Consider the following 15,847-nt stretch of genomic DNA (forward strand, 5'->3'; position numbering starts at 1 on the left):
TCCTAGGTACGCCGAAGGGCAGCCCACCCGGGCTGCCCTTCGACGGGGCTCAACGACCGACCTTGCCCTCCACCCGGCGCAGCGCCGTCGTGTAGTCGGTGTTCGTCGAGTACATGGCCGCCGCGATGCGCAGGTGCCGCAGCGCGTCGGCCGGCCGGTTCATCCGCTCCAGCGTCCGACCCAGCACGTGGTGCGCGTAGTGGTCGCTCGGGTCCCGGTCGACCAGCTCGCGCAACTGCTCCTCGGCGCGGTTGAGCTGCGCCGACTGGAAGTACGCCCGGGCCAGCAGCTGCCGGACCGAGGAGTTGTCCGGCTCCGCCTCGATGATCGGTTCGAGCAGCCGGGCCGCCCCGGACGGGTCCCCGGAGTCGAAGAACATGGTCGCCCGCCGGTACTCCGCCAGAAGGTCCACTTGACCCACCTCCTCGTGTCGCGTCAGCCCTTTGTCCGACGCTGGCACAACACCGGCGCGAGCGCGAGTGTTCCACGGGTGGAGATCAGGGTCTCGGGTCGTACCTGTCGCCCACCAGGTCCCAGGCCCGGACACCGCCCACGATTCCGGCCGTGTTCGGGACGACCACGACGTCGTCCCCCATCCGGGCCACCTGTTCCGGCCGGATCAGCCGCGAGTTGCCCCCGCCGAGATACAGCCGGTCCCAGCGGAACACCGGCCGCAGGCCGTCCACCACCTGCCGGATCCGCCGGGACCAGAACGCGTCGCCCAGGCGGCGCCGTTCCGGCTCGCCCACGTACGTGTCGTAGGTGGTGTTCCAGCGCACCGGCGCGTGCGACAGCTCCAGGTGCGGGGCGAGCACCCCGCCGTCGAAGAGCGCGCTGCCCAGCCCGGTGCCGAGCGTCAGGACCAGCTCGCACCCGGTGCCGGCGACCACGCCGGCGCCGTGCACCTCGGCGTCGTTGAGGACCAGCGCGGGTACGCCGAACGCCTCGGCCAGCGCGGCGCGCGCGTCGTACCCGGACCACTCCGCGACCAGGTCCGGGTCGACGCGACTGCGCGGCCCGGAGCGGGTCACGTAGTGCGGCGTGGCCACCACCACGCCGTGCCGGATCATGCCGGGCATGCCGACGGTGAGCCGGTCCGCGGCGGGCAGCCGGGCGCCGAGATCCCGCAGCGTCGTCACGAACAGGCTGGGAGGCAGGGGGTACGGCGTGGGCACGCGCAACGGCCGGGCCCGCATGGTCCCGGCGGCGTCCAGCACGGAGGCCTTGATCCCGCCGCCCCCGCAGTCGATCGCCAGTGTGGTCGCCACGGCTGTGAGTCTCCCTCAGACCGCGTCCGCCCCGAGCGCGGGTCACGGTAATCCGGAGGCGCCCGCCGGTAGGCTCGGTTCCCTGATGAGCGCCACGTTGATCGCCAAGGACCTCACCGCCGGCCACGGTGACCGCCTTCTCTTCTCCGACCTGAGCCTGGTCGTCGCGCCCGGCGACGTGGTCGGCCTGGTCGGGGTCAACGGCGCCGGCAAGTCCACGCTGCTGCGGACGCTGGCCGGGCTCCAGCCCCGGGAGCAGGGGTCGGTGGCGTTGAACCCGCCCACCGCCACGGTCGGCTACCTGCCGCAGGAGCCGGAGCGCCGGCCCGGCGAGACGGTCCAGGACTTCCTGGCCCGGCGTACCGGCGTGACCGACGCGCAGGCCGCGCTGGACGCCGCCACCGAGGCGCTGACCACCGGCGCGGCCGGCGCCGACGACGCGTACGCGACCGCCCTGGAACGGTGGCTCGACCTGGGCGGCGCGGACCTGGACGAGCGGGCCGCGCAAGTCGCCGCGGAGCTGGGCCTGGACGTCGGCCTGGACCACCCGATGACCGGCCTGTCCGGCGGGCAGGCGGCCCGGGCCGGGCTGGCCTCGCTGCTGCTCAGCCGCTACGACATCTTCCTGCTCGACGAGCCCACGAACGACCTCGACCTGGCCGGGCTGGACCGGCTGGAACGGTTCGTCACCGGGCTGCGCGCCGGCGCCGTGCTGGTCAGCCACGACCGCGAGTTCCTCACCCGCACGGTCAACCGGATCGTCGAGCTGGACCTGCACCAGGGCCAGGTCAAGCACTACGGCGGCGGCTACGCGGCCTACCTGGAGGAGCGGGAGGTGGCGCGCCGGCACGCCCGCGAGGAGTTCGAGGAGTACGCCGAGACGAAGGCCGACCTGGAGGCGCGCGCCCGGACCCAGCGGGCGTGGATGGAGAAGGGCGTGAAGAACGCCCGGCGCAAGGCCACCGACAACGACAAGATCGGCCGCAAGTTCCGGGCCGAGTCCACCGAGAAGCAGGCGGCCAAGGCCAAGCAGACCGCCCGGCTGATCGAGCGGTTGGACGTGGTCGAGGAGCCGCGCAAGGAGTGGGAGCTGCGGATGGAGATCGCCGCCGCGCCCCGCGCCGGCGCCGTCGTGGCCTCGCTGCGGCAAGCGGTGGTACGCCGGGGCGACTTCACGCTCGGCCCGGTGGACCTCCAGATCGACTGGGCCGACCGGGTGGCGATCACCGGGGCGAACGGCTCCGGCAAGAGCACGTTGCTGGCCGCGCTGCTGGGCCGACTGCCGCTGGACGCGGGCCACGCCGCGCTCGGCCCGGGCGTGGTGGTCGGCGAGGTGGACCAGGCCCGAGGGCTGTTCCTCGGCGACCAGCCGCTGCTCGACGCGTTCGGCGCCGCCGTAGGAGATCTCGCGCCGGCGGATGTGCGGACGCTGCTGGCCAAGTTCGGCCTGCGCGCCGACCACGTGCTGCGGCCGGCGGCGACGCTGTCCCCGGGCGAGCGGACCCGCGCAGCGCTGGCCCTGCTCCAAGGGCGCGGGGTGAACCTGCTGGTGCTCGACGAGCCGACCAACCACCTCGACCTGGCCGCGATCGAGCAGCTGGAGTCGGCGCTGGCCACCTACCCGGGCACGCTGCTGCTGGTGACCCACGACCGGCGGATGCTGGACGCGGTGAGCGTGAACCGGCGGCTGCGCGTGGCCGACGGACGGATCGCCGAGGATTGATCCGTGCCGACCGGCGCGCGCGGGGCCACAATGACCCCATGCTCAAGTGGGAGTACGCGCTGCTGGTCCGCCGCCGCCAGGCCGCGACCACGGACACCGGCTGGGAGATCGTCTTCGTCTGGTACGGCCCGGACGGCTCCATGATCGACGTGACGCCCTACGGCGACACCGCGCTGGCGCACCTGAACCGGGCCGGCGACCAGGGCTGGGAGCTGGTCGCGATGAGCGAGGACCCGTCGCTGCCCGGCAACGCCGAGCTGCACCGCTACCACCTCAAGCGCCCGAAGACCGCACCGGCGCAGCCCCGCCAGCGCATGCGCGGCTCCCGTACCCCCCGCCGCCCCCTCCCCACCTGACCCCTTCCCCCTCCCCTCCCTGCCGCTCCCCCGTCCCGGCGGTGATCAAGGAGTTTGCGTCAGCGGGGCGGGCCGCTCACGACACAAACTCCTTGGTCATCGTCGAGGGCGAGGGAGTGCGCATGCGGAAACGGCTCGTGCTGGCTGGCGGATGATTACCCGCCAGCCAGGAGCGATATGACTCCTGGTCATATCTATGACTCTGAGTCATATCGTTGTCAGGGGGGATGCCTTCGTGGGCGCGACACGCCCGGACGAGCGAGCCGCCGGAGGGAACAGCGCCGGGGCCTTCGTGGGCGCGACAGGCCCGGACGGGCAAGCCGCCGCCCGGAGCCGGACGGCCCGACGGCTCGTCGCGTGGTCGGTGACGGCCCAGGGTGCGTCCGGGCCTCGGCCGACAGGGCATGGTGGGCGTGTATCGGGGTGAATAGGGGGTAACGCGCCGCCGGAGGTGGCACATGGTGGCGATGGGGCAGGCCGCGCTCTCGGGTGAGCGGCTGCGACAGGCCGACGGCTTCCTCGCCGAGGCGTGGGCCGACATGGCCCGGCACGACGAGCGGCTGCGCGGCGTGACGGTGGAGGTGCGCTTCGACCGGGGGGTGGCCCACCTGACCGGCGAGGTCGCCGACCCGGCGCAACTGCGGCTGGTCCGGGAGCTGATCGGCCGACTCTCCGGGGTGCTGGGCGTGTGGTGCCGGGTGGGCGTCGCCGGCCGGCCGCCGGTGGTGGTCGACCTGGGCTGCGGGGCGACCAAGCAGTGGCCGGGCAACCTGGGGCTGGACATCTATCCGGCGCCGGGGGTGAACGCGGTCGCCGACCTCTCCGGCTCGCTGCCGCTGCGCGACGACTCGGTGGACGTGTTCTTCGCCGTGCACATCGTCGAGCACCTGATCGACTTTCTGCCTCTGTTCGACGAGTGTCACCGGGTGCTCCGTCCGGGCGGCGTGCTGCACGTGATGAGCCCGTGGTGGCGGCACGTCAACGCGGTCGCCGACCCGACCCACGTACGCCTGCTGGACGTGCAGACGTTCAAGGGCATCTGCGGTCAGCGCCCGCCCGGCACCCCGCGCTGGTATCCGCTGCACGTCGGCTGCGACGGCGCCTCCGTCTTCGCCGACCTCACCCCGCTACCCCCCGACGCCCCGACCCCAGCCCTCTCCCACCTGGCCCGCTTCTTCGACTGACCTCACCCCACCCCGACCCACCCCGGCGCGGGGTCGGGCGCGGGGGCCAGGCGGGTCAGGCGGATTCGCGGAGGGCCAGGCGGTGGGGGGCGACCAGTTCGCGGGGCGGGGCCTCGCGGTCGGGGCCGAGGCGGCCGGCGAGCAGCTCGACGGCGAGGCGGGCGATCCGCTCCTTGTCCGGGGCGACGGTGCTGAGCGTCGGGATCGAGAAGCGCCCGTCCTCGATGTCGTCGAAGCCGGCCACCGCCACGTCCTCCGGCACGCGCAGGCCCGCCTCGTGCAGGGCGCGCAGCGCGCCGAGGGCGAGCGTGTCGTTGAAGCAGAAGACCGCGTCCGGGCGTACCCCGGAGGTGAGCAGGTGCCGCATGGCGGCCGCGCCGTCGGCGCGGTGCCAGGCCGGCGCGGGCGCCACCAGGCGGTCGTCGTACGCGATCCCGGCCTCGGCCAGCGCGGCGGCGTAGCCGGCCAGGCGCAGCCGGGCGCTGGCGCCCTCGGGGGTGCGCTGGGACCCGATCGCGGCGATCCGGCGGCGGCCGAGGCCGACGAGGTGGGCGGTGATCTCCCGGGCGGCGGCCACGTTGTCGACCATGACGTGGTCGGCGGGGCCGTGGTCGACGCGCTCGCCGAGCAGCACCATCGGCAGTCCGTCGAGGGCGGCCAGGTCGTCTGCGGTGAGCGCGAGCGGGCTCAGGATGAGGCCGTCGATCATGTGGTCGCCGATCCCGCTGGCCGCCTTGCGTTCCTGCTCGGAACCGCCACCGGTCTGGTCGATCAGCACCGTCCAGCCATGTTCGGCGGCGGCGGTGACCACGTGCCGGGCCAGCTCGGCGAAGTAGGGGATGTCCAGCTCGGGCACGGCCAGCGCGATCACGCCGGTGCGCCCCTTGCGCAGGTTGCGCGCGGAGAGGTTGGGCCGGTAGTGGAGTTCGGCGATGGCCTCCTCGACCCGGGCCCGGGTGTCGGCGCGTACGTGCTGGTAGCCGTTGACCACGTTCGAGACGGTCTTCACCGACACGCCGGCCCGCTCCGCCACGTCCTTGAGCCTGTGCCGCACTGAACTTCCTCCCCGATGAACGCTGGCCGCACTCTACCGCGTCACGACGACGTAACGACCTCTTTACAGCGTTGCTTACAACGTTGTAGAAACCAGGGACACGGGTGACCGCGGTCACCCGGCGACTGCACCGAGGGAAAGGTGGCACCCGTGCCGAACGCGCAGCTCACGGTCGACCCGGCGTTCCGGGTCGGTCCGGCCGACCGACGGCTCTTCGGCTCCTTCGTCGAGCACATGGGGCGCTGCGTGTACGGCGGGGTCTACGAACCGGGTCACCCGAGCGCCGACTCGCGGGGTCTCCGGGGCGACGTGCTGGAGCTGACCCGGGAGATGGGCGTCTCGGTGGTCCGCTACCCCGGCGGCAACTTCGTCTCCGGCTACCGGTGGGAGGACGGCGTCGGGCCGGTGGGCGACCGTCCGCGCCGGCTCGACCTGGCCTGGAAGACGGTCGAGACCAACGCGTTCGGCCTCGACGAGTTCATGACCTGGGCGGCCGACGCCGGGGTCGAGCCGATGATGGCGGTCAACCTGGGCACCCGCGGCGTGGCCGAGGCGTGCGACCTGCTGGAGTACGCCAACCACCCGGGCGGCACGCAGCTGTCCGACCTGCGCCGCAAGCACGGCGCCGAGCAGCCGTACGGGGTGCGGCTGTGGTGCCTCGGCAACGAGATGGACGGCCCGTGGCAGGTCGGGCACAAGACCGCCGACGAGTACGGCCGACTGGCCGCCGAGACCGCCCGCGCCATGAAGATGATCGACCCGTCGATCAGCCTGATCGCCTCCGGCAGCTCCAACCGGCAGATGTCCACGTACGCGGCGTGGGAGGCGACGGTGCTGGAGCACACCTACGAGCACGTCGACTACATCTCCGCCCACACCTACTACGACCCCTCGGACGGCGACCGGGCCAGCATCCTCGCCTCCGCCGTCGACATGGACGCCTTCATCACCGAGGTGACCGCCACCGCCGACTACGTCGGCGCCAAGCTGCGGCAGAAGCGCAAGCTGAAGATCTCCTTCGACGAGTGGAACGTCTGGTACCAGTCACGCCTCCAGGCCGACCTGGACCGGCGCGGCTGGGTCGAGGCCCCGGCGCTGATCGAGGACGACTTCACCGCGGTCGACGCGGTCGTGGTGGGTGACCTGCTGATCACCCTGCTCCGGCACGCCGACCGGGTGGGCGTGGCCTGCCAGGCGCAGCTCGCCAACGTGATCGCCCCGATCCGCACCCGCACCGGCGGCCCGGCCTGGCGGCAGAGCATCTTCCACCCGTTCGCCCTCACCGCCCGGTACGCGCGCGGCACCGTGCTGCGCACCGAGCCGGTCGGCCCCACCTACGAGACCAGCCGGTACGGCGACGTGCCGGTGCTGGACACCGTCGCCGTGCACGACGAGGAGACCGGCGGCCTGGCCGTCTTCGCGGTCAACCGCGGCCCGGACGACCTCCCGCTCGAGGTGGACCTGCGCGGCCTGCCCGGCCTGCGCGCCGAGGCGCACACCACAGTCGCGGCCGGGGCCGACCCCGCCGCCATCAACACCGAGGCGGACCCCGAGCGGGTCACGCCCCGGCAGCTCACCACCCCCACCCTCGACGGCGGCCGCTGCACCGTGGCGCTGCCCGCCACCTCCTGGAACCTGCTGCGGTTCGCCCCGCATTCGTGACCAGGCAATACTTCATCCCGTCCCCCAAGGAGTAAGCATGATCCAGAACGAGATGAGCCGGCGGCGCCTGCTCGGCCTCGGCGTCGGCCTCGGTGCGGCGGCGTCGCTGACGCTGACCGGATGCGGTGGCGGCAGCAGCTCCGGCCCGTCCGGCTCGGCCGGCAACGGCGGCAAGGACTACACCGGCCCGAAGGTCGACCTGAAGCTGTGGAACGGCTTCACCGGCGGCGACGGCGAGATCTTCAAGGCCCTGGTGCAGCAGTTCAACAGCGAGCACAAGAACATCGCGGTCAGCGTGGTCACCTACGAGTGGCAGGACTACTACAGCAAGTTTCCCGGTGCGGTCTCCAGCGGCAGCGGACCGGACATCGCGGTCATGCACATGGACCAGCTCGCCACGTTCGCCGCCCGCGGCTCGATCAGCGAACTGGACGACGTCGCCAAGACCCTGGAGCTGAGCGAGGGCGACTTCGCCCCGACGGTCTGGAAGGGCGGCCTCTACAACGACAAGCGGTACGGCATCCCGCTGGACATGCACCCGCTGGGCTTCTACTACAACAAGGCGGTCATGCAGAAGGCCGGCCTGGACCCGGAGAAGCCGCCGACCACGAAGGACGAGTACACCGCCGCGCTGACCGAGCTGAAGAAGTCCGGCGTGCAGGGCTTCTGGGTCAGCCCGTTCCAGTTCACCGGCGGCATGACGTTCTACAGCCTGCTGCACCAGTGGGGCGGAAAGCTCTTCGACGACGAGGTGGCCAAGGCGACCTTCAACTCCGACCCGGCGGTCGAGGCGTGCACCTGGCTGGTCGACCTGATCAAGCAGGGCCACTCCCCGGCGAACGTCGGCCAGGACGCCGACTACCTGGCGTTCAAGAGCGGCAAGAACGCCTTCAACTGGAACGGCATCTGGCAGATCAACGACCTCAAGAAGAGCCCGAACGTGCAGTGGGGCGTCGCGCCGCTGCCGCAGATCGGCACCCAGCAGGCCGCCTGGGCGAACTCGCACAACTTCACCATCGTCAAGCAGCGCGCGGCGAACGAGAACAAGGTCTCCGGCGCCAAGGTCTTCATCAACTGGCTCAGCCAGCACTCGCTGGACTGGGCCAAGGGCGGCCAGGTGCCGGCCCGCAAGACGGTGCGGGACAGCGCCGAGTTCAAGGCGCTCACCGAGGTCAACGCGCTCGCCCCGGAGCTGGAGTACGCGGCGTTCCCGCCCGCCACGCCGGGTCTCGGCGAGGTCATCCTGACCTTCTACAACGCCTTCAACGAGGCGGCGCTGAACAAGAAGTCGCCGAAGCAGGCGCTCGACGACGGTGTGGCCAAGGCCAACAAGCAGCTCGAGGACAACCGCAAGAAGTACGGGAACTGATCCGTCGTGGCGGACGTGATCGAGGTCGGGGCGGCGCGTGACGGCGCGCCGCCCCCGGCGGGGCCCACCCGCGGCCGGGGCGCGACGCAACGCGGCAACCGGGCGACGCCGTACCTCTTCCTCGCGCCGTACCTGGTCCTGTTCGGCGTCTTCGGACTGGCGCCGATCCTGTTCGGGGTCTGGATCAGCCTGCACCAGTGGGACCTCCAGCTGCCCAACCGGCCGTTCCTCGGGCTGGACAACTACCAGGACCTCTTCTCCAGCGACTCGGCCATCTACGGCGACTGGTGGTCGAGTGTCCGGGCCACCGGCATCTTCACGCTGTTCTCGGTGCCGCTGCTGGTGGTGATCCCGCTGGGGCTGGCGCTGCTGCTCAACCGGTCCTTCCCCGGCCGCACGTTCTTCCGGGCCGCGTTCTTCGCCCCGTACGTGCTCGGCGTGGCCGTGATCGGCCTGCTCTGGCGGTTCCTGCTGGACGCCAACCTGGGCCTGGTCAACCGGCTGCTCGGCGCGGTCGGGCTGCCGGCGGACACGCCCTGGGTCACCGACGTGCCGTGGGCCTGGGTGTCCCTGGTCGGGGTGACCGTGTGGTGGACCTGCGGGTTCAACGCGGTGATCTACCTGGCCGGCCTCCAGGACATCCCGGCCGAGCTGTACGAGGCGGCGAAGGTCGACGGCGCCGGCGGGTGGGACCGGTTCCGCAACGTGACGATCCCCGGCCTGCGCCCGGTGATGCTCTTCGTCTTCACCACCACGATCCTCGCCTCGGCGAACGTCTTCGGGCAGGCCTTCCTGATCACCCAGGGCGCACCGGGCGAGCAGACCCGGACCGTGGTCTGGCGGATCGTGGACGAGGGACTGCGCGACTACGACGCCGGTCGGGCCGCCGCGATGAGCGTGTTCTTCGCACTGATGCTGGCCGTGGTGAGCGTCGTCAACTTCCGGCTGTTCCGCTACCGGGAAGACTGAGGGGCCGACCATGTCGAAACTGCGTCCGGTGCTGCGGTACGCCGTCCTGCTCCTGATCACCGCGATCTTCGTGACGCCCCTGGTGTGGATGCTGCTGACGTCGGTGAAGACGTACGACGCCGCCCAGCAGGTCCCGCCGAGCTGGCTGCCGAACCCGTTCTCCACCTACGGCTACGACCAGATCCTGAACAACACCGCCAACCCGGTGCTGCGCTGGTTCCTCAACAGCATGCTCGCGGCCACCCTGCACACGCTGCTGGTGCTGGTCACCGCGTCGATGGCCGCGTACGCGCTGGCCCGGATGCGGTTCCGGGGCCGCAAGGTGCTGTTCGGGCTGATCGTCGGCACGCTCTTCCTGCCGCCGACCTCGCTGATCATCCCGAACTTCATCATCGCCGAGCGGCTGAGCTGGATCGACACGCTGGCGGTGGTGATCGTGCCCGGCGCGGCCAGCGCGTTCGGGGTGTTCTTCCTGCGCCAGTTCTTCCTCTCCATCCCGGCCGAGCTGGAGGAGGCGGCGGTGCTGGACGGGGCGAACCAGTGGCAGATCTTCCGGCAGGTGCTGCTGCCGCTGTCGAAGCCGGCCCTGGCCACGCTCGCGGTGCTGTCGTTCCTCACCAACTGGAACGACTTCCTCTGGCCGGTGTACGTGCTGTTCAGCCCGGAGCGGCTGACCCTGCCGGCGGGCCTGGGCCTGCTCCAGGGCGCGTACGTGACCGACTACCCGGTGATCATGGCGGGGGCGATGCTGGCCAGCGTGCCGGTGCTGATCCTGTTCGTGTTCGCCCAACGTCATGTCATCCAGGGCGTCTCCCGCAGCGGCCTGAAGGGATGACCGGCCGGCGACTCCGGCGACGCGGCGCGGTGGCCCTGGCCGCCGCGCTGCTCGTCGCCGGCTGCGACAGCGGACCCACCCCATCGAGTACGCCGGAGGGCGCGCGCGTGTTCACCAACCCGGTCGTGGCGACCGATGCCCCCGACCCGCAGGCGATCCGGGTCGGCGACACCTGGTACCTGTTCCACACCAACGCGGGCGGGCGCAACGTCCCGGTGCTCACCTCACCCGACCTGGTGGAGTGGACGCCGGCCGGCGACGCGCTGCCCGAGCTGCCGGACTGGGCGGACGCCGGCAAGACCTGGGCACCCGAGGTGATCCAGCTCGCGCCGGACCGGTTCGTCCTCTACTACACGGTCGCCGACCGCGCCTCCGGCCGGCAGTGCCTGGGCCGCGCGGTGGCGAGCACGCCGCTCGGCCCGTACGCCGACGACTCCGCCGGGCCGCTGGTCTGCCAGGCGGACCTGGGCGGCTCGATCGACGCCAGCCCGTTCCGGGACACCGACGGCAGCCTGTGGCTGCTGTGGAAGAACGACGGCAACGCGATCGGGGTGGACACCTGGCTCTGGTCGCAGCGCCTCTCCCCGGACGGGCTGCGGCTGACCGGTCCGGCGGCGAAGCTGCTGAAGCAGACCGAGCCGTGGGAGGGCACGCTGATCGAGGGGCCGTTCCTGCACCGGCACGACGGGAGGCTGTTCCTGTTCTTCGCCGCCAACGCGTACGACAAGGACACCTACGCCGAGGGCTACGCGGTGTGCGAGGGGCCGGCCGGGCCGTGCGTGAAGGCGCCGGAGAACCCGATCCTGCGCAGCAACGACGTGGCGTCCGGGCCGGGGCACGCCTCGATGGTCGAGAAGGACGGGCGTACCTGGTTGATCTACCACGCCTGGCCGCCGGGGCAGGAGGGCACCACCGACCCGGGTCGACAGGTGTGGCTGGACGAGATCGTCTGGACCGACGGCAAGCCGACGCTCAAGGGCCCCACCGGGTCCGCGCAGCCCCGCCCCTGAGGAAGGAAGGGCCCCCTCTTAACGCCTCCGGTAGAGGAAGGGCCCCTTCTTAACACCGGAGTGTTAAGAAGGGGCCCTTCCTTTCAGGGGCCCGCCTCAGGGGGTGGGGGCGGGCTCGGGGGTGTCGGCGTGCTCGCGGCGGGCCAGGCGGTTCTTGCGGTGCCCGTAGCCGAAGTAGATGATGCCGCCGAGCACCATCCAGGCCAGGAACCGCAGCCAGGTCTCCACCGACAGGTTCAGCATCAGGTAGAGGCAGGCCAGTGCGGAGACGATCGGCAGCACCGGCGAGAACGGCACCTTGAACGGCCGGTTCAGGTCGGGGCGCCGCTTGCGCAGGATCGGCACCGCGATCGAGACCAGCACGAACGCGCAGAGCGCGCCGATGCTGACCAGGTCGGCCAGCGCGGAGAGCGGCAGGAAGCCGGCGAGCAGCGCGACGCCCACCGTCATGATCGCCGAGATCCGGTACGGGGTGCCCCAGCGCGGGTGCACCTTGGCGATCGAGGGCGGGATGAGCCCGTCCCGGGCGATGGCGAAGCCGATCCGGCCCATGGCCACCAGGTCGACCAGGATCACGCTGGTCAGGCCGGCGATCGCGGCGATGGAGACGAGCACCGCGGCCCATCCGGCACCGGCCGCCTTGAACGCGGACGCGATGGGCGCGCCCTCGTCGATCTCGGTGTACTTGACCATGCCGACGACGACGAGCGAGACGCCGATGTAGAGCACGGTGGAGATGAGCAGCGTGCCGAGCAGGCCCAGCGGCAGGTCCCGCTTGGGCTTGCGGGTCTCCTCACCCAGGTTCGCCACGGCCTCGAACCCGGTGTACGCGAAGAACACCACCGCGGCGGCGGTGAGCACACCGGCGAAGCCGAAGACGGAGGGTTCCAGTCCGAAGATGGCCTGGGTGACCGGCTGCCGGATGCCGTCCTCGCCGGCCCCGGCCGGCTCGCTGGACGGGATGAACGGGCTGAGGTTGGCCGCCTTCACGAAGAACAGCCCGGCGATGATGATGAAGGCACAGATCGCCACCTTCACCAGGACCAGCAGGTTTGTCACCCGGGCGGACTCCCGGATGCCGACGATGCCGATCACGCCGAGCACCAGCACGATGGCGATCGCGCCGAGGTTGACGATGCTGCCCTCCTCGGCGAACCAGGCGCTGGGCAGGCCGACGAGGTCGGCGAGGTAGCCGGACCAGCCCCGGGCCACCACCGCCGCGCCGAGCGCGAACTCCAGCAGCAGGTCCCAGCCGATGATCCAGGCGACGATCTCGCCCATGGTCGCGTACGCGTAGGTGTAGGCACTGCCGGCGGTCGGCACGCTGGCGGCCAGCTCGGCGTAGCAGAGCGCGGCGAGCAGCGCGACCACCCCGGCGATGCCGAAGGAGATGACCACACCCGGGCCCGCGCTGTTCTTCGCCTCGATGCCGGTCAGCGTGAAGATGCCGGTACCGATCACGATCCCGATGCCGAAGCCCATCAGGTCGACCGAGCCGAGCCGGCGGCGCAGCCCGGGCTTGCCGTCGCTGCCGTCGGCGTCGCCCTGGGCGAGCACGTCCTGGATCGGTTTGGTCCGCAGGACTGACATGGATCACCTCCCCCACCGTGCGACCACCACGGTGGCGGTCCGTGACCGGCCAAGCTACCCAGCCCCTCCCCCGCCCAATCCAGTACCTGACGTGTCGGTTCGGTCACGATGCGAAACGTGACGCGGTCCACCGGGCCGCGCCCGGCGGACCTGGCGCATCGATCCGGCACGGGGGTCTTGCGCGGCGTACGGATTGATGAAAGTTTTCTACCGGTGACATGAGTCACGCGGCGAATCTTGCCGTCCCACCCGGACCCGACGAAGGGACCGCACCGCATGAAGGCAACTCGGCTCGGAGCCGCCGCGCTGGCCGCGGCGCTGCTCGGCGCGCTGGTCGCCGGCACCCCGGCGCAGGCCGCGCCGGCGCCCACCTCCACCGACACGACCACCACCGACTGCGTCACGAACCCGGCCACGCCGAAGCGGCAGTTCCGGGCCATGTGGATCGCGTCGGTGACGAACATCGACTGGCCCAGCAAGGACTCCTGGACCGCGCCGGACCAGGTCGCCAAGCAGAAGGCCGAATACCTGGCCTGGCTCGACCTGGCCCAGAAGCTCAACCACAACGCCGTCGTGGTCCAGGTCCGCCCCACCGCGGACGCGTTCTGGCCCTCGCCGTACGAGCCCTGGTCGGAGTACCTGACCGGGGTGCGCGGCCAGGACCCGGGCTGGGACCCGCTGGCCTTCCTGGTGGCCGAGTCACACAAGCGGAACCTGGAGTTCCACGCCTGGTTCAACCCGTACCGGGTCTCCATGCCGGCACCCGGCGGCGCCGGCGCCGACCTGTCCAAGCTGGCGCCGAACAGCCCGGCCCGGCAGCACCCCGACTGGGTCTTCGCCTACCCGCCCGCGGGGGTCGCCGGCAGCCGGCTCTACTACAACCCCGGCATCCCCGAGGTCCGCGAGTTCGTCCAGACCGCGATGATGGACGCGGTCACGCGGTACGACGTCGACGGCGTGCACTTCGACGACTACTTCTACCCGTACCCGAGCGGCACCTACCAGGTGCCGGACGACGCCACGTTCGCGCAGTACAACCGGGGCTTCACCGACAAGGCCGACTGGCGGCGGGACAACATCGACCTGCTGGTGCAGGAGATGAACGCCAAGATCAAGGCGGCCAAGCCGTGGGTGAAGTTCGGCGTCAGCCCGTTCGGCATCTGGCGCAACGCGTCGGCCGACCCGAACGGCTCGGACACCACCGGCTCGCAGTCCTACGACATCATCTCCGCCGACACCCGCAAGTGGGTCAAGGAGGAGTGGATCGACTACATCGTGCCGCAGCTCTACTGGTACATCGGCCAGTACCCGGCGGCCGACTACGCCCGGCTGGTGCCGTGGTGGGCCGAGCAGGTGCGCGGCACCAGGGTGCAGCTCTACATCGGCCAGGCCGACTACAAGAGCGGTGAGTCGGCGTACGGGTCGTTCTGGATGAACCCGCAGGAGCTGTCGAACCACCTGACGCTCAACCGGTCGTACCCCGAGGTGCTCGGCAACGTGCACTTCTCCGCGGTGCAGGTCCGGGCGAACCGGCTCGGCGCCACCGACATCTACGCCGCCGAGCACTACTCCCGACCGGCGCTGGTGCCCACCATGACGCACCTGCCGCACAAGCCGCTGCTGTTCCCCGTGGTCACCAAGGCCCAGCGGGAGGCGGACGGGGTACGGCTGAGCTGGCGGCAGCCGGCCGACGGCAAGGGCCCACTCGGCACCGCCACGTCGTACGCGATCTACCGGTTCGACGGCCTCGGCCGGGCCGGTCGCTGCGACTTCGCCGACGCCTCGCACCTGGTCGGCACCGTCCGGGCGACCGACGGCGCGGTGCAGTCCTGGGTGGACACCACCGCGACCGACGGCGCCCGCTACACCTACTACGTGACCGCGCTGGACCGGCTGGCGAACGAGAGCCCGGCGAGCCTGCCGCGCTTCGTGCGCTGACCCCACCGGATGCCCCCGGGCCGCCACGGCGGCCCGGGGGCATTCGTCTGTTTGGGCGGATGTCAGCGAGCCGTTTCCCGGGCCGTCGCCCCAGTTCACCCCGCTGATCGACACTTGTCGAAATCCGGAGATCCCGGGTCGTCACCCGTCCCGACGCTCACCCCGCGGAGGTCCCCGTGTCCCGTCGCCTCGCCACCGCCCTCGCCGCCGGAACGCTCGCCCTGCTCACCCTGCTCGGCCTGGCCACACCGGCCGCCGCCGCGGTGAGCACCCAGCAGAAGCTCTCGGTGCTGTCCTCCTGGACCCAGACCAGCGCCTCCAGCTACAACGCCTGGAACAGCGCCCGGCTGAACAAGGCCCCCTGGACCGAGTACGGCTTCGACTGGTCCACCGACTACTGCTCGTCCAGCCCGGACAACCCGCTCGGCTTCACCTTCAACCTGTCCTGCTACCGGCACGACTTCGGCTACCGCAACCACAAGGCCATGGGCATCTTCCCGGCCAACAAGTCCCGCCTCGACAGTGCGTTCTACGCGGACCTGAAGCGGGTCTGCGCCACCTACAACACGGTGGTCCGACCGGCCTGCTACAGCCTGGCCTGGACCTACTACCAGGCGGTCAGCATCTTCGGCTCGGTCGCCGCGGTGCAGCAGGCCGACCTCGACCGCGCCGCGCGGATGAAGGCCGACGCCGAGCGCCGCGCCGCCGTCCGCGGCTGATCCGGCGGACCGACCGCCGAACCGGTCAGCCCGTCGTGCTGCGCGGTTCGGCGGCCGGCCGGGAACCGGCGGTGGACGCCCCGAAGCGGGTCGAGTCCGCCCCCAGGTCGGGGTGCTCGACGTGCAGCGCCAGCGCGGCCGCCTCGTCCAACCGCAGGCCGGCGCCGGCG

The 15,847-nt window shown here is 71.5% G+C and carries 13 protein-coding genes and 1 pseudogene; 10 read left to right on the forward strand and 4 right to left on the reverse strand.

The features are described from left to right. Nucleotides 1–49: 49 nt before the first annotated feature. Both HUW36_RS03765 and HUW36_RS03770 read right to left on the reverse strand, forming a co-directional pair. Nucleotides 50–412 carry a tetratricopeptide repeat protein gene (locus HUW36_RS03765; protein WP_174526806.1) on the reverse strand — a complete coding sequence of 121 codons (363 nt, stop codon included), beginning with the start codon at nt 410–412 and terminating at the stop codon, nt 50–52. An 85-nt stretch (nt 413–497) separates the two neighbouring features. Beyond that, nucleotides 498–1,268 carry an ROK family protein gene (locus HUW36_RS03770; RefSeq protein ID WP_174526807.1) on the reverse strand — a complete coding sequence of 257 codons (771 nt, stop codon included), beginning with the start codon at nt 1,266–1,268 and terminating at the stop codon, nt 498–500. Between the two features lie 85 nt (nt 1,269–1,353). On the opposite strand from HUW36_RS03770, the gene HUW36_RS03775 reads away from it, so the two are divergent. The 3 genes and pseudogenes from HUW36_RS03775 to HUW36_RS03785 all read left to right on the forward strand — a co-directional run bounded on the left by HUW36_RS03775 (nt 1,354) and on the right by HUW36_RS03785 (nt 4,531). Next, nucleotides 1,354–2,991: an ABC-F family ATP-binding cassette domain-containing protein gene (locus HUW36_RS03775; protein ID WP_174526808.1), complete on the forward strand. Its 1,638-nt coding sequence runs from the start codon at nt 1,354–1,356 to the stop codon at nt 2,989–2,991. A gap of 38 nt (nt 2,992–3,029) precedes the next feature. Further along, nucleotides 3,030–3,281 (forward strand): annotated as a pseudogene (locus HUW36_RS03780) (hypothetical protein); the annotation flags it as partial. 524 nt (nt 3,282–3,805) lie between these two features. Further along, complete coding sequence (locus HUW36_RS03785; RefSeq protein ID WP_174526810.1) at nt 3,806–4,531, forward strand: methyltransferase domain-containing protein; 726 nt, start codon at nt 3,806–3,808, stop codon at nt 4,529–4,531. 55 nt (nt 4,532–4,586) lie between these two features. On the opposite strand, the gene HUW36_RS03790 is transcribed toward HUW36_RS03785, so the two are convergent. Next, entirely contained in the window at nt 4,587–5,585 is a 999-nt protein-coding gene (locus HUW36_RS03790) for a LacI family DNA-binding transcriptional regulator (protein ID WP_174526811.1), read from the reverse strand. Nucleotides 5,586–5,735: 150 nt separating this feature from the next. On the opposite strand from HUW36_RS03790, the gene arfA reads away from it, so the two are divergent. Genes arfA through HUW36_RS03815 form a run of 5 tightly spaced genes read left to right on the forward strand, consistent with a single transcriptional unit; the run spans nt 5,736 to nt 11,430 of the window. Continuing rightward, a complete protein-coding gene (gene arfA / locus HUW36_RS03795) occupies nt 5,736–7,247 on the forward strand; it encodes an arabinosylfuranosidase ArfA (RefSeq protein WP_174526812.1) in 1,512 nt (503 codons plus the stop codon). A gap of 37 nt (nt 7,248–7,284) precedes the next feature. Next, a complete protein-coding gene (locus tag HUW36_RS03800) occupies nt 7,285–8,616 on the forward strand; it encodes an ABC transporter substrate-binding protein (RefSeq protein WP_174526813.1) in 1,332 nt (443 codons plus the stop codon). 6 nt (nt 8,617–8,622) lie between these two features. Further along, a complete protein-coding gene (locus HUW36_RS03805; protein WP_174526814.1) occupies nt 8,623–9,585 on the forward strand; it encodes a carbohydrate ABC transporter permease in 963 nt (320 codons plus the stop codon). A gap of 10 nt (nt 9,586–9,595) precedes the next feature. After that, nucleotides 9,596–10,420: a carbohydrate ABC transporter permease gene (locus tag HUW36_RS03810; RefSeq protein WP_174526815.1), complete on the forward strand. Its 825-nt coding sequence runs from the start codon at nt 9,596–9,598 to the stop codon at nt 10,418–10,420. Then, nucleotides 10,417–11,430, forward strand: a complete 1,014-nt coding sequence (locus HUW36_RS03815; protein ID WP_174526816.1) for a glycoside hydrolase family 43 protein — start codon at nt 10,417–10,419, stop codon at nt 11,428–11,430. Before HUW36_RS03810 ends, HUW36_RS03815 begins: the two co-directional genes overlap by 4 nt. A 96-nt stretch (nt 11,431–11,526) precedes the next feature. Here the strand turns inward: HUW36_RS03815 and HUW36_RS03820 are convergent, their stop codons facing one another. Then, the gene (locus HUW36_RS03820) at nt 11,527–13,020 is read right to left on the reverse strand and encodes an amino acid permease (protein ID WP_174526817.1); all 1,494 of its coding nucleotides are present in this window, start codon (nt 13,018–13,020) and stop codon (nt 11,527–11,529) included. A 276-nt stretch (nt 13,021–13,296) separates the two neighbouring features. On the opposite strand from HUW36_RS03820, the gene HUW36_RS03825 reads away from it, so the two are divergent. Further along, the gene (locus HUW36_RS03825) at nt 13,297–14,958 is read left to right on the forward strand and encodes a glycoside hydrolase family 10-like protein (RefSeq protein ID WP_174526818.1); all 1,662 of its coding nucleotides are present in this window, start codon (nt 13,297–13,299) and stop codon (nt 14,956–14,958) included. A 176-nt stretch (nt 14,959–15,134) separates the two neighbouring features. Further along, on the forward strand, nt 15,135–15,677 hold the full coding sequence (locus HUW36_RS03830; RefSeq protein ID WP_174526819.1) for a phospholipase: 543 nt from the start codon (nt 15,135–15,137) through the stop codon (nt 15,675–15,677). Nucleotides 15,678–15,847 lie beyond the last annotated feature (170 nt).

Origin of the sequence: Micromonospora maritima (genome assembly GCF_902825405.1) — a bacterium.
GTDB lineage: Bacteria > Actinomycetota > Actinomycetes > Mycobacteriales > Micromonosporaceae > Micromonospora > Micromonospora maritima.